The organism is Paraburkholderia sp. UYCP14C (assembly GCF_004197395.1).
GTDB lineage: Bacteria > Pseudomonadota > Gammaproteobacteria > Burkholderiales > Burkholderiaceae > Paraburkholderia.
In genome coordinates this window covers 61,888-75,271 of the sequence record NZ_SELS01000022.1, presented here as the reverse complement: position 1 = coordinate 75,271, position 13,384 = coordinate 61,888, and the positions used below count along the sequence as shown (strand labels likewise).

The 13,384-nt window shown below is 63.2% G+C and carries 10 protein-coding genes; 6 read left to right on the top strand and 4 right to left on the bottom strand.

Annotated elements, in window-relative coordinates; translation table 11 throughout:
* The first annotated feature begins 31 nt into the window (after positions 1 to 31).
* The 6 genes from EVC45_RS21190 to EVC45_RS21165 all read left to right on the top strand — a co-directional run bounded on the left by EVC45_RS21190 (position 32) and on the right by EVC45_RS21165 (position 8,175).
* The gene (locus EVC45_RS21190; RefSeq protein ID WP_129960195.1) at positions 32 to 1,354 is read left to right on the top strand and encodes a sugar ABC transporter substrate-binding protein; all 1,323 of its coding nucleotides are present in this window, start codon (positions 32 to 34) and stop codon (positions 1,352 to 1,354) included.
* Positions 1,355 to 1,522: 168 nt separating this feature from the next.
* Entirely contained in the window at positions 1,523 to 2,458 is a 936-nt protein-coding gene (locus EVC45_RS21185; RefSeq protein ID WP_129960194.1) for a carbohydrate ABC transporter permease, read from the top strand.
* A complete protein-coding gene (locus EVC45_RS21180; protein WP_129960193.1) occupies positions 2,455 to 3,330 on the top strand; it encodes a carbohydrate ABC transporter permease in 876 nt (291 codons plus the stop codon). Before EVC45_RS21185 ends, EVC45_RS21180 begins: the two co-directional genes overlap by 4 nt.
* On the top strand, positions 3,330 to 4,040 hold the full coding sequence (locus EVC45_RS21175; protein ID WP_129960192.1) for an HAD family phosphatase: 711 nt from the start codon (positions 3,330 to 3,332) through the stop codon (positions 4,038 to 4,040). The genes EVC45_RS21180 and EVC45_RS21175 overlap by 1 nt, the downstream gene beginning before the upstream one ends.
* A 77-nt stretch (positions 4,041 to 4,117) precedes the next feature.
* Positions 4,118 to 5,227: an ABC transporter ATP-binding protein gene (locus EVC45_RS21170; protein WP_129960191.1), complete on the top strand. Its 1,110-nt coding sequence runs from the start codon at positions 4,118 to 4,120 to the stop codon at positions 5,225 to 5,227.
* 464 nt (positions 5,228 to 5,691) lie between these two features.
* Complete coding sequence (locus EVC45_RS21165) at positions 5,692 to 8,175, top strand: transglycosylase SLT domain-containing protein (RefSeq protein ID WP_129960190.1); 2,484 nt, start codon at positions 5,692 to 5,694, stop codon at positions 8,173 to 8,175.
* Positions 8,176 to 8,562: 387 nt separating this feature from the next.
* On the opposite strand, the gene EVC45_RS21160 is transcribed toward EVC45_RS21165, so the two are convergent.
* From EVC45_RS21160 to dalD, 4 genes are all read right to left on the bottom strand, one after another.
* Positions 8,563 to 8,781 (bottom strand): hypothetical protein, encoded by a 219-nt coding sequence (locus tag EVC45_RS21160; protein ID WP_129960189.1) that lies wholly within the window; start codon positions 8,779 to 8,781, stop codon positions 8,563 to 8,565.
* A 251-nt stretch (positions 8,782 to 9,032) separates the two neighbouring features.
* On the bottom strand, positions 9,033 to 9,980 hold the full coding sequence (locus EVC45_RS21155; protein ID WP_129960188.1) for a sugar-binding transcriptional regulator: 948 nt from the start codon (positions 9,978 to 9,980) through the stop codon (positions 9,033 to 9,035).
* Between the two features lie 77 nt (positions 9,981 to 10,057).
* Positions 10,058 to 11,539, bottom strand: coding sequence for a xylulokinase (gene xylB / locus EVC45_RS21150; protein WP_129960187.1), 1,482 nt, complete (start codon positions 11,537 to 11,539; stop codon positions 10,058 to 10,060).
* 104 nt (positions 11,540 to 11,643) lie between these two features.
* On the bottom strand, positions 11,644 to 13,056 hold the full coding sequence (dalD, locus tag EVC45_RS21145; protein WP_129960186.1) for a D-arabinitol 4-dehydrogenase: 1,413 nt from the start codon (positions 13,054 to 13,056) through the stop codon (positions 11,644 to 11,646).
* Between the last annotated feature and the right edge of the window lie 328 nt (positions 13,057 to 13,384).

Sequence of the window (13,384 nt, the reverse complement as noted above, 5' to 3'; positions counted from 1 at the left end):
CATCACATAACGCATGAGAAAGGAGACAACCATGAAACCAGCTTTCAAATTCGCGCTGAAGGCGGCCGGTGCCGGCGCGGCCACCTGCTTCGCGCTGAGCGCATCGGCGGCGACTGTGACCATCGCGACGCTGAACAATCCGGACATGATCGAGTTGAAGAAGCTGTCGCCCGCGTTCGAAAAAGCGAATCCGGACATCAAGCTGAACTGGGTCATCCTCGAGGAAAACGTTCTGCGTCAGCGCGCGACGACCGACATCACGACCGGCAGCGGCCAGTTCGACGTGATGACGATCGGCGCGTACGAAACGCCGCAATGGGGCAAGCGCGGCTGGCTCACACCGATCACCAATCTGCCGGCGAGCTACGACCTGAACGACGTAGTCAAGACGGCCCGTGACGGCCTGTCGGCGAACGGCCAGCTGTACGCGCTGCCGTTCTACGTCGAAAGCTCGATGACCTATTACCGCAAGGACCTGTTCGACAAGGCAGGCCTGAAGATGCCCGACCAGCCGACCTACGACCAGATCGCGCAATTCGCCGACAAGCTCACCGACAAGTCCAAGGAGCAGTACGGCATCTGCCTGCGCGGCAAGGCCGGCTGGGGCGAGAACATGGCGTACGGCACGACGGTCGTGAACACGTTCGGTGGTCGCTGGTTCGACGAGAAGTGGAACGCGCAGTTGACCTCGCCGGAATGGAAGAAGGCGATGACGTTCTACGTCGATCTGCTGAAGAAGGACGGCCCTCCGGGAGCCAGCTCGAACGGCTTCAACGAAAACCTGACGCTGATGTCGTCCGGCAAGTGCGCGATGTGGATCGACGCGACGGTCGCGGCCGGCATGTTGTACAACAAGCAGCAGTCGCAGATTGCCGACAAGGTCGGCTTCGCCGCGGCACCGGTCGCGGTCACGCCGAAGGGTTCGCACTGGCTGTGGGCCTGGGCGCTGGCGATTCCGAAGTCGTCGAAGCAGGCCGATTCGGCGAAGAAGTTCATCGAGTGGGCGACCTCGAAGGAGTACATCGAAATGGTCGCGAAGGACGAGGGCTGGGCCTCGGTGCCTCCGGGCACGCGCCAGTCCACCTATGCGCGCCCCGAGTACAAGCAGGCCGCGCCGTTCGGCGACTTCGTGCTGAAGGCGATCCAGACCGCCGACCCGGATCATCCGACCTTGAAGCCGGTCCCGTACACCGGCGTGCAGTTCGTCGGGATACCTGAGTTCCAGTCGTTCGGCACGGTGGTCGGACAGAGCATCTCCGGCGCGATCGCCGGTCAGATGACCGTCGACCAGGCGCTCGCGGCCGGCAACGCGGCCGCGGATCGAGCGGTCAAGCAGGCGGGTTATCAGAAGTAACCCGGCAGGCCCACCGCATCGACCGATGCGGCTCATGCAGCAAGGGCGGCCGTTCGCCTGCGTCGTATGCGATGCGGCGCGTGTCGTGCGTGGTTCAGCACGGCACGCAGCATCGCTCGCACGCGGCCTGGGCGAACGCGCCGCGCATTACCGAACAGGTGGTCCATCATGCGTCCTTTGCGCCTACCTCTGATGCAAACCCATCCCCAGACAGAAAAAGAACGCGAGGAGCGTAAGGCCAATTCGGCCCGCTGGCTCGTGGCGCCATCGGTCGGCGTGCTCGTGTTGTGGATGGTGATTCCGCTCGCGATGACGATCTGGTTCTCGTTCTCGCACTACAACCTGCTCAATCCCGATCTGCGCGGCTTCGCCGGTTTGGACAACTACCGTTATCTCGCGACCGATCCGTCGTTCGGCCCGTCGATCGCGCATACGATCGAGCTGATCGTGTGGGTGCTCGTGATCACCGTGGTCGGCGGCGTGCTGATGGCGATCCTGTTCGATCGCAAGTTCTACGGCCAGGGCATTGCTCGCCTGCTCGCGATCGGGCCGTTCTTCGTGATGCCGACGGTGAGCGCGCTGATCTGGAAGAACATGATCCTGCACCCGGTGTACGGCCTCGTCGCGCAGGGCATGCGTGCGCTCGGCATGCAGCCGATCGACTGGTTCGCCGACTATCCGTTGACCGCGGTGATCATGATCGTCGCGTGGCAATGGCTGCCGTTCGCGTTCCTGATCCTGTTCACGGCGATCCAGTCGCTCGACCAGGAGCAGAAGGAAGCTGCGAAGATCGACGGTGCGGGGCCGTTCTCGATGTTCTTCTACATCACGCTGCCGCACCTGAAACGCGCGATCGCGGTCGTCGTGATGATGGAAACGATTTTCCTGCTGTCGATCTTCGCCGAGATCTATACGACCACCGGCGGCGGTCCGGGCAACGCGACCACCACGCTGTCGTACCTGATCTTCTCGCTCGGCCTGCAGCAGTTCGACGTCGGTCTCGCGTCGGCGGGCGGGATTCTCGCGGTCGTGCTGGCCAACATCGTGTCGTTCTTCCTCGTGCGGATGCTTGCGAAGAACCTGAAAGGGGAGTACGAAAAATGAGCCACGTTGCCTCCACTTCGGCATCGACGACGCAGCCGGTCGCGGTGCCGGCCAAGTCGCCGTTCGACACGATTCGCCGCGGCATTCCCGGCGTGCTCGCGTGGCTCGTCGCGCTGCTGCTGTTCTTCCCGATTTTCTGGATGACGATCACCGCGTTCAAGACCGAGCAGCAGGCCTACGCGTCGTCGCTGTTTTTCATGCCGACGCTCGACAGCTTCCGCGAGGTGTTCGCGCGCAGCAACTACTTCGCGTTCGCGTGGAACTCGATCCTGATCTCGGTCGGCGTCACGCTGCTGTGCCTGATCCTCGCGGTGCCGGCCGCGTACGCGATGGCGTTTTTCCCGACGCGCCGCACGCAGAAAGTGCTGCTGTGGATGCTGTCGACGAAGATGATGCCGTCGGTCGGCGTGCTGGTGCCGATCTATCTGCTGTGGAAAAACAGCGGCCTGCTGGATTCCGTGTCGGGCCTGATCATCGTCTACACGCTGATCAATCTGCCGATCGCGGTGTGGATGGCGTTCACGTACTTCGCCGAAATACCGCGCGACATTCTCGAAGCCGGCCGTATCGACGGCGCGGCGACGTGGCAGGAGATCGTCTATCTGCTGATGCCGATGGCGCTGCCCGGGCTTGCGTCGACCGCGCTGCTGCTCGTGATCCTCGCGTGGAACGAGGCATTCTGGAGCATCAACCTGTCGAGCTCGAACGCCGCGCCGCTGACCGTGTTCATCGCGTCGTATTCGAGTCCTGAAGGTTTGTTCTGGGCCAAGCTGTCGGCCGCTTCGCTGCTGGCGGTCGCGCCGATCCTGATCGTCGGCTGGCTGTCGCAGAAGCAACTGGTGCGCGGGCTCACGTTCGGGGCGGTCAAGTGATGACGGACCCGACGGCAGGCCCGGGCATCGCGCGATACGCGTTGATCTGCGATTGCGACGGCGTGCTGATCGACAGCGAAGCGGTGGCCGCGCGCATGCTGGTGCGCGAACTCGAAGCGCGCTGGCCCGGCATCGACATCGAGCCGGTCGTGCTGCCGCTGCTCGGGCTGCGCATCGAGCGCGTGTTGCAGGACACCGCGACGCAGCTCCGCAAACAGCTCGGCGCCGACGATATCGATGCGATCCGCCGCGCGGTCGAAGCGGCGGCGATCGATGCGCCCGCGGTCGACGGCATCGAGATGGCGCTGACCCAGGTGCCGCTCGTCAAAGGCTGCGCGAGCAATAGCTTCCGGCCGTACGTCGAGACGGTGCTGGCGCGCACGGGCCTGAAGCGCTTCTTCGGCGAGCGGCTGTTCTGCGCCGACGCGGTGCCGAATCCGAAGCCGGCGCCGGACGTGTATCTGGCGGCGGCACAGGGCTTCGGGCTCGCACCCGCCGCGTGCCTCGTGGTCGAGGACAGCGTGACCGGCGTCACGGCGGCGGCCACGGCGGGCATGGCGGTGCTGGGGTTTATCGGCGGCGGTCATGCGAGCGATGCGCAGATCGATCGCCTGCACGCGGCGGGCGCGCGTCATGTGTTCGACGATATGCGGCAGTTGCCGGAGCTCGTCGCGCAATGGATGCTGTCCGCGACGGCCGCGTCACCCTGAGCAGACGAACGCACGCGACACTACACTTCAATCAGCAGCGGCACGAAGTATCGAACAGCATTACACGGAGACACATCATGGCAAGCGTAACCTTGCGCAACATCAGAAAGGCCTACGACGACAACGAAGTGATGCGCGACATCAATCTCGACATCGCCGATGGCGAGTTCGTCGTGTTCGTCGGGCCGAGCGGTTGCGGCAAATCGACCCTGATGCGGATGATCGCGGGCCTCGAGGACATCACGGCCGGCGATCTGAACATCGACGCCGTGCGCATGAACGACGTGCCGCCGGCCAAGCGCGGCATCGCGATGGTGTTCCAGTCGTACGCGCTGTATCCGCACATGACGCTGTACGACAACATGGCGTTCGGCCTGAAGCTCGCCGGCGCGAAGAAGCCGGAGATCGACGCGGCCGTGCGCAACGCGGCGAAGATCCTGCACATCGATCACCTGCTCGATCGCAAGCCCAAGCAGTTATCGGGCGGGCAGCGGCAGCGCGTCGCGATCGGCCGCGCGATTACGCGCAAGCCGAAGGTGTTTCTGTTCGACGAGCCGCTGTCGAATCTCGACGCCGCGCTGCGCGTGAAGATGCGCCTCGAATTTGCACGCCTACACGACGAGCTGAAGACGACGATGATCTACGTGACGCACGACCAGGTCGAGGCGATGACATTGGCCGACAAGATCGTCGTGTTGTCGGCGGGCAATCTGGAGCAGGTCGGCAGCCCGACGATGCTGTATCACGCACCGGCGAACCGCTTCGTCGCTGGCTTCATCGGTTCGCCGAAGATGAACTTCATGGAGGGTGTCGTGCAGTCGGTGTCGCGCGACGGCGTCTCGGTGCGTTACGAGACCGGCGAGACGCAGCGCGTGTCGGTCGAGCCGGGCGCGGCGAAGCAGGGCGACAAGGTGACGGTCGGCATCCGCCCGGAGCATCTGCACGTCAGCACGACCGAAGACGGCATCGAGGCCCGCACGATGACGGTCGAATCGCTCGGCGATGCCGCGTATCTGTACGCGGAGTCGAGTGTTGCGCCGGACGGTTTGATCGCGCGGATTCCGCCGCTCGAGCGGCATGCGAAGGGTAATACGCAGAAGCTTGGCGCGACGCCGGAGCATTGTCATCTGTTCGATAGCGATGGGAAGGCGTTCCAGCGCAAGATCGTCGAGGTGCTGGCGGCTTGAGGAAGTGGGAAGCGGCGCGTGGGCGCCGCTTTATGTGCATCCGAGGCGATGCGTGTGTCATGCGCACCGTCCGGGTCGTCGCATGCTCTTCCCTGCATTTTTTCGCTTTGTCGCATTGGGGTTCCTTATGTTGTCCCAGCCGGACCGCGAATCCACCGGTGCGTAGCCATTTCTTTCGAGCCAAACTCAATCAACAGTGTGACCTTTTCAGGAAAGCAATCGCACGGGTCTTGAATGCTACATACAGGGAACACCTGTATGTGTGCGCATGAAAGGATGTTGTCTGAGATGGAGCGATTCAAGAGCGAACGCCCTGACCTGAACAGGCGTTTGAGGTGAAGAATCTCAGGCGGATTTCAGTATCTGACGATTGTTTGCAAAATTCAGAGCGCGACGTATTGATGTCGACTTCGGGCTCGTCATAAGGTGGTGCGACCTCTTCTACACGGGAGTGCACCGAATTCATGACGAGCAAACCGGCACCGCATCACCCGCAGACGTCGCAACCACCCGCCCTCAAGCAACTGGCCTTTGCCTTTCCCTTTCTCCGCAAGACGCAAGGCGATGCCGGTGCATCCACTCGGTTCACAGATGAGCATGACATCTACCGGCTTCTCGCCGCGAACGAGGCGTCCGGTGCGTATCTCGTCAGCCGCAAGGGCATGTGGCACGGTGGGGTTCACATCACGGAGGCGGGCGCGGGAAAGGCGCTCGACCTCGACGCGGGACTACGCTGCATTGCGGACGGCGTGCTGATCGCGTATCGCGCCAACCAGAACTATCCGGTGAGCGAGGTGAGTGTGGACGGCAGTAGCGTGCCGTTGCAGGCACCCTACAGCACGGGCTTCGCCCTGGTGCGGCACGAGATGGAGTTTCCGCGCGGCACGAAGCTGACGTTCTACAGCCTGTATATGCACCTGATGTCCAATGCCGACTACGACAACTTCCCGAAGCGGCAGAAACCGGCGTACTGGTCGCGGCAGTGGCAGGTGACGCAGTTTGCGCGGGACAGGCCGCGGCCCGGTCGCAGTGGGCAGGTCGCGAATCCATCACAGCTGGGCTTGCACGTGTGCAGGACGCCGAGTGGCGCCATTGTTGGCATCCTGCCGCAGGGTGCAAGCGTCAGCATCTGCAAGACCGAAACGATGCATGGTGCAACCTGGGGCCAGCTAACGGACCTGAACGGAGCAATGCTGTATGCGCCCGAGGCGGGCGGCTATGTCGCGCCCTCTGTGGGTGTGGGCGGATGGATTTACCTCGGCGCGCAGAATGGCGGGCCGGTCGCGAAAGAGAGCATCCCCGATTCCATGTTCGACCGGGTGATCGTCACGGCGAACCAGACGTGCATCGAGGGCGATCCCCATGGGACAGGTGGTGGCTTTCCCGTCAAGGCAGGCGTTCTGATCGGCCACCCTGGCCGCTATGACTCACTCAATGAGTGTTCGGGCGGAACCCGGATGGCGCACATCGAGGTGTTCTGCGACGGGAATATCAAGCATTTCATCAACTCCGGGCGCGACTGGGTTCGGACCAACTGTGGGTGGGAGGACCAGTGGAGCGAGCTTGGCCTGTCACCGGAGCCCACGATATTGCGCGTTGACCGTAGAACGACCCTCTACCATGACCATGAGAATGGGCGACGCGGCAAGGATTCGAATCAGACAGATGTGATCCAGGTTTATCCATTTGCCACGCTGCCGCAGGATGACGGTCACATGTTCAAGGAACAGGATCCGGGCAACGACGGGGCGAAACGACGCTGGTGGAAGGTAGACAGTGCGGACGCGCTCCGCAATCCCGTCAACGGATGGGTACGTGAGCAGAGCTTCGAGGGCGGTCGCGTAACCCGGGAGTTTTCGCAAAGCTGGATCGACTTCGAATATCACGACGAGGACCACGATCCGACGCACACGATTTTCGCGAGCGCAGGCGACTATGTGGACTATGCGTTCAGTAGTGATGCGCCCGGGGCGGGTTTCCTTGGCAAGCTAAGCCCACTCATGGCCGCCATCTACCGCGTGCTCTATCCGACCGGCGACGGCCAGCACGCAGCGGACGAACTTTGCAGCATGGGACAGAGCGCGCCGAGTTTAGGATTTCCGTGGGCCGCGTTTCGCGCGTCGCGTCTCATCGCGAGACACGAAAGCGAATGGGCCAACCCGGCAAAATGGCAAGCGCTTGTCAGTGCAATCGAAGAGCGAACCGGGCCGAAGGCCGAGCATGAAGAGGAGAAAAGGCGTATCGCGAAGCTCGTGTGGTGGGACGAGGTGGCGGCTGGCGTCCCTGGCTTCCCCGGTCCCGATGTGTATCACATCAATCCGATTGGATTGGTGGGCAACTTTGCCCGTGCGAAATCATGCAACTGCATCACCTATGATGCGATTTGGGTATCTGAGCCGGCACCAGCCTATCGGGAAAGTCAGATTGCGAACTGGAGTCATTACCGACTCCCAATTGATACTTCATCGGGCCGAGTTGCAGGTAACAGTAGAAGAGGCGGCGACGCTCCAAAAGATGCACAAATCAAGGTTATCGATTTCTTGGTCCAGAAAGGCCGCCAATATCATCTGGGACGGGAGGATATTGCGATGGTTTTGGCAATGACGCGTCACGAATCCGGATTTAATCCCGACGCTGCGGCGGGCACCACTTCGGCCTCTGGTTTAGGGCAGTTTGTTGACCAAACAGCCGCCGCGTATGGAATCAATACAAACAGCCAACGATTTGATGCCGAACAAGGTGCTGATGCGATGGTAAGGCACTATCTGGAAAATAAGCGGCTCGCAACTGCAGGTGGCGCAACCGGAAGAAAAATTTTTGTGATGACGTATGCGTACCACCATGATGGGCCGAGTCTGGCATACGGTGGAAGGGAGATATCGGAATCGAAAGTGATGCCGGTATTTGATCTTGTTTTGAACAACATTTGCTCAAACGTTGCGGACTGAGGGTGGGCATGAAATCAATATTGGTATTTTTGTTAGCCGCATGCGTAAGCTTCTTCGCAGATGCCTCAGAACCTCTTGCATCTGTGGAAAGTTCAGACCTTGGGCCGGTTCCGCAGACGATTCGCACAGCCGTAGAATCGGACACGTCCTTTAAACCTTATGCTTCACTGAATTGCAAGATACAGGGGAAAAGAATCCCTTTATCAACGAACGATCTAGTGACTACATGGTTCGTTACCACCACCGAAGCATGCGGATGGGGGGCGGCGTTAGGACCAATATGGTTGGTGGAGAATTCATCAACAGGCGAGCCATCACTATCGCTTGCAACCGGCGGATATAGCGTGGCGATCGCAGGGAAAACACGCGGTGGTTTCGCCAGCATTGTCATCCTGTCAGGAACGGCTGAGGAGAGCGTTCGTAAGCGGTACTTCTTTGATGGTCGAAAGTATAGGCCGAGTACTCGATGACTTGCGTTCCGGCGGCAACGCTGCTCAGCGCGTCCGGGGCGACGATCAATCGGCATTGACGCTCACATGCGCCGCACACGCCGTCATCTGGCGGCGCTGTTGTAGCAAAATGCTGTAGCCATGCCACCTTCTGCAATCGTTCTATCCTTCTTCCGTACGCCAAGGCTGCGACATCTAAGAGGTGCGGCTATCTACGACCAAGGCGGGGTATATGCCACGCGAGAAGTCCTTTTTCTGGCACTACACTGTGCAAGGCGTATTGCGGTTTACGGGCTCGCGGGCAGTTAAAGGGTTATGTGCGTGGTGGCCGCCCACTACAGGCCGTCAAGCGTGAGAGGTGCCCTCGGGTGTTGACGCGACAGAACGCGACCTGCACGCCACCGAAGCTCACGCCTCCAACGCCGCCCGCGCACACAACTCATCCGTCACGAGCCCCGACAACCACCCGCCCTTGAGCACAGCGATCAACGCCTCGCGCTTGCGCTGCCCACCCGCAAACCCAATGGTCGGCCGCCGCGGCGGCGCGTCAAGCGCAATGCTCGTCACGCGCCGGCCGGTCGGCGATTCGACATGCGCACCGGCCGCATCGATCGGCAGGCCCAGCATTTCGGCGACCGCGCCGTTGTGCATCAACTCCTTCACCTCGGCTTCCGTGATGAAGCCGTCCTCGTGCAACGGACAGGCCATGCCGATATTGCCGATACCGACGAACGCGACATCGGCCTGCGCCGACAGCGACTCGACGATCCGATACAGTCGGTGATTGCACCACTGCGCGCGCTCGGCCTCGCTGTCGGCGAGCAGCGGCGCGGGCAGCAGAAAATGCTTGCCGCCGGTTTTCTCCGAAATGTGCAGCGCGACGTCGTAGCGGTTCGAGGAGCCGTCCTGCGCGATCGCGCCGACCATCGATACCAACCGATGCTGCGGACGGTCCAGCTGCGCGATCTGATCGACCGCGGCCTTCAAGGTGCGGCCGCTGCTGACCGCGACGACCATCGGCTTTTCCGCGTTCAGATAGCGCTCCATCACCTGCGCGCCGGCTACCGCGAGCTTTCGGTCGACCTCCTCGGCGGTATCGCCGTCGATCGGCACGATCTCGCACATGCTGAGGCCGTAGCGCTTCGACAGCTGATCGGCGAGCGTCAGGCAATCGGCGAGCTTGTGATCGACGCGCACGCGGATCAGGTTCTTTTCGACCGCGAATGCGACGAGCCGCTGCGCGACCGGCCGCGACACCTGCAGCTTCTCGGCGATTTCGTTCTGGGTATTGCCCGCGACGTAATAAAGCCACGCGGCGCGCGTGGCGAGATCGAGTTTTTCTGTGGACCTGGGCACGATGAGGTTTCGGTTAATGTGTGCCGACGAAAGCGGCCGGCGGCGCGTCTGTCGCGCAGGCCGGCCACGGTTGACGCTCAGGCGAGCGGTGCGCGCGCGGGATCGAACAGCGGCCGTACGTGGCGATACAGCGCGCGATACGCTTCGAGGCGGGTGCGCAATTCCGCGTGGCGGCGCGGATTCGGCGTGAACTCCTTTTCGACGGGCGGCTTGGTCAGCACGGTGGCCGGATCGCCACCCGCCGCGAGCCAGCCGAGACGTGCCGCGCCGAGCGCCGCACCGGTTTCGCCGCCGCCGTGCTTGACGGTCACGGTGTCGAGCGCATCGGCGAGCAACTGGGCCCAGTAATCGCTGCGTGCGCCGCCGCCGAGCAGCGACAGCACCTTCGCTTCGGTGCCGGCCGCGCGCAGCGCGTCGAGGCCGTCGGTCAGCGCGAGCGTCACGCCTTCGAGCACCGCGTAGCCGAGCAGCGCGCGATCGGTCGCGTGAGTCATGCCGAAGAACACGCCTTGCGCGTACGGGTCGTTATGCGGCGTGCGCTCGCCCGACAGATACGGCAGAAAGAGCGGCGCGGTGGTCAAGGCCTCGGTGGGCAGCGCCTCGATTTCGGCGAGCAGCGTCGGCTCGTCGGTCGACGTGAGCTTGCAGACCCAGCGCAAACAGCTCGCCGCCGACAGCACCACGCTCATCTGATGCCAGCGGTCCGGGATCGCATGACAGAACGCGTGCACGGCGGAGGCCGGGTTCGGCCGGAAGCTGTCGCCGACCACGCACAGCACGCCCGACGTACCCAACGACACGAAGCCGTCGCCCGGTTGCGTCGCGCCGATGCCGATCGCGCTCGTCGCGTTGTCGCCGCCGCCGGCCGCGACGATCACGTCGTCGCGCAGGCCGAATTCGCGTGCGAGCTCCGGCAGCAGCGTGCCCGCCGGCGCGCTGCCTTCACGCAGCGCCGGCATCTGCGCGCGCGTCATGTTGCACGCGGCCAGCAGCGAATCCGACCAGTCGCGTTTCGCGACGTCGAGCCACAACGTGCCGGCCGCATCCGATGGATCGGACACCTTGCCGCCCGTCAGTTGCAGACGCAGATAGTCTTTTGGCAGCAGCACGCAGGCGGTTTTCGCGAAAATCTCCGGCTCGTGACGCGCGACCCACAGCAACTTCGGCGCCGTGAAACCGGGCATCGCCAGATTGCCCGCGACGCTGTGCAATTCCGGCGCGCGCTCGGTCAGCTCCGCGCATTCCTTGTCGCTGCGCATGTCGTTCCACAGGATCGCGGGCCGCAGCACGCGGTTCTCCGCGTCGAGCAGTACCGCGCCGTGCATCTGCCCCGACAGGCCGATGCCGCGAATCTGCGCGAACTCGTCGGGATGACGCGCGCGCAACGCGGCGAGCGCCGTGCGCGTGCCCGCCCACCAGTCTTCCGGATTCTGCTCGGCCCAGCGCTGGTGCGGACGCGATACGGTGAACGGCGAGCCCGCGGTGCCGATCACGCGGCCATCGGAGGCGAGCAGCAGAACTTTCACTTCGGACGTGCCGAGGTCGATGCCTAGGTACATGGGAGCGAAACCTTCGTCGTTGGGGATGCGCTACTTTAGCCGTACATCGCGCGGGCCGTCATGCGCATTAAGCCTGGCTCGATGCGCGTCAGGTGGTCGAGCGGTCAAGCCGCTCCGCGTTTCGCGAGCCATGCGTCGACACGCGCGAGCGCGCCCGCGAGCACCGCTTCGAGCTCGGCCGTCTGCGCCATGCCGCCCCACAGCAGCCGGTCGGCCGCGAATGCGCGCAGCGGCTCGGGCGCCGTGAAAAAGCCGTGCGCGACGCGCTCGTCCATCACGCCGTCCTGATACGCGTAGGGCAGCTTGCCCATGTGCCAGCGTTCCAGAAAGCGGAAGAACAACGCGGGCAACATCGCGGTCGCGGCCGGCGCGACGCCGCGCTCGAAGCATTCGGCGAGCGTCGGCGCGATGAAGCCGGGCAGCTTCGAGAAGCCATCGGCGGCGACGCGCTGGTTCGTGTCGAGAATATGCGGGTTGCTGAAGCGCTCGAGCACGACGTCGCGATAGCGTTCGAGATCGAGCGGGCTCGGTGTCAGACACGGGATCACGTCCTCGGTCACGTAGTCGTACGCGAACTGGCGGATGTCGGCGTCGAGCGTGCCTTCGTGAATGTAGTTCAGGCCGACCAGCGTGCCCGCCCACGCAATGCAGCTATGCGTTGCGTTGAGAATGCGGATCTTCGCTTCCTCGTACGGCAGCACCGAATCGACGAGTTCCGCGCCGACTTTCTCCCAGGCCGGCCGTCCCGCGATGAAGCGGTCTTCGATCACCCACTGGATGAACGCCTCGCCCATCACGGGGCTGGCATCGTCGACACCGGTCGCGGCCTTCACGCGCTCGCGCACGTCGGGCGTCGGACGCGGCGTGATGCGATCGACCATCGAGCACGGGCACGACGTGTGGTCGTCGAACCATTGCGCGAGTTCGTTCGCGCCGCGTCGTTCGAGAAACTCGCTCATGCCCGCATGAAAGCGCTCGCCGTTGCTGCGCAGGTTATCGCAGGTCTGCAGCGTGACGGGTCCCGCGCCGCGCTTCACGCGCGCGTCGAGAATCGCCGCGAGCGCGCCGTAGATGGTCGTGTGGCCGCCGGCGAGGTCGGCGGCGAGATCGGGGTTCGCGGTGTCGAGCCGGTCGTGTTCGTCGAGGTAATAGCCGCCCTCGGTCACGGTGAACGCGATGATCTTGCAGGCCGGATCGGCACCGACTTCGATCAGTCCGTCGAGGCTTTCGCTCCACGGCAGCACGCGCCCGATCGAGCGGATCGTCTCGTAGGCGCGCTCGCCTTGCGGCGTGACGGTTTCGAGCGTGTAGACGCCGTTCTGCGCGGCAAGCGCTTCGAGCACCGGGTTCATGTCGCCGCGGATATTGCCGACGGTCAGCGACCAGCGCGGCTCGCTGGCCGCGCTCGCTTCGTTCAGCCGGTGCAGATACCACGCTTGATGCGCGCGATGAAACGATCCCGCGCCGATGTGCAGGATTACGTTTGCGGCCGCGCCGCTGCCTTGCCCGCTGTTCATGTTCTGTCTCCTGTGTCGGCCAGCGTCGGCGCCTAATGGCCCACTCTGGTCCCGTACAACGTAGTTGCACTTGTTCGCGGCGCGCGAGGCGCACGTCTTCTGTGAGCAGAGCATTTGCTCTGTGTGTGAGCGAATGATCGTACCCGGACAAACGAAAGTCAAGGCAAGGGCGCGGAGTTTTCGTGGCGCAGTGCGGCATGCGGTCCGGTCGTAGTGACGAGTCTCGGCGGCCGAAAATCAAGCTGCGCTACTCATATTGCATTGCATCAAATTTGACCTCGCGTGCGTCGGGGCTAACCCGAATGCAAAAAAGTATCGGTCCGCGGGT

What these genes read in the sequence shown, in the direction of transcription:
- EVC45_RS21190 (WP_129960195.1), top strand. Translation starts at nt 32, where the DNA reads ATGAAACCAGCTTTCAAATTCGCGCTGAAGGCGGCCGGTGCCGGCGCG.
- EVC45_RS21185 (WP_129960194.1), top strand. Translation starts at nt 1,523, where the DNA reads ATGCGTCCTTTGCGCCTACCTCTGATGCAAACCCATCCCCAGACAGAA.
- EVC45_RS21180 (WP_129960193.1), top strand. Translation starts at nt 2,455, where the DNA reads ATGAGCCACGTTGCCTCCACTTCGGCATCGACGACGCAGCCGGTCGCG.
- EVC45_RS21175 (WP_129960192.1), top strand. Translation starts at nt 3,330, where the DNA reads ATGACGGACCCGACGGCAGGCCCGGGCATCGCGCGATACGCGTTGATC.
- EVC45_RS21170 (WP_129960191.1), top strand. Translation starts at nt 4,118, where the DNA reads ATGGCAAGCGTAACCTTGCGCAACATCAGAAAGGCCTACGACGACAAC.
- EVC45_RS21165 (WP_129960190.1), top strand. Translation starts at nt 5,692, where the DNA reads ATGACGAGCAAACCGGCACCGCATCACCCGCAGACGTCGCAACCACCC.
- xylB (WP_129960187.1), bottom strand. Translation starts at nt 11,539, where the DNA reads ATGTACCTAGGCATCGACCTCGGCACGTCCGAAGTGAAAGTTCTGCTG.
- dalD (WP_129960186.1), bottom strand. Translation starts at nt 13,056, where the DNA reads ATGAACAGCGGGCAAGGCAGCGGCGCGGCCGCAAACGTAATCCTGCAC.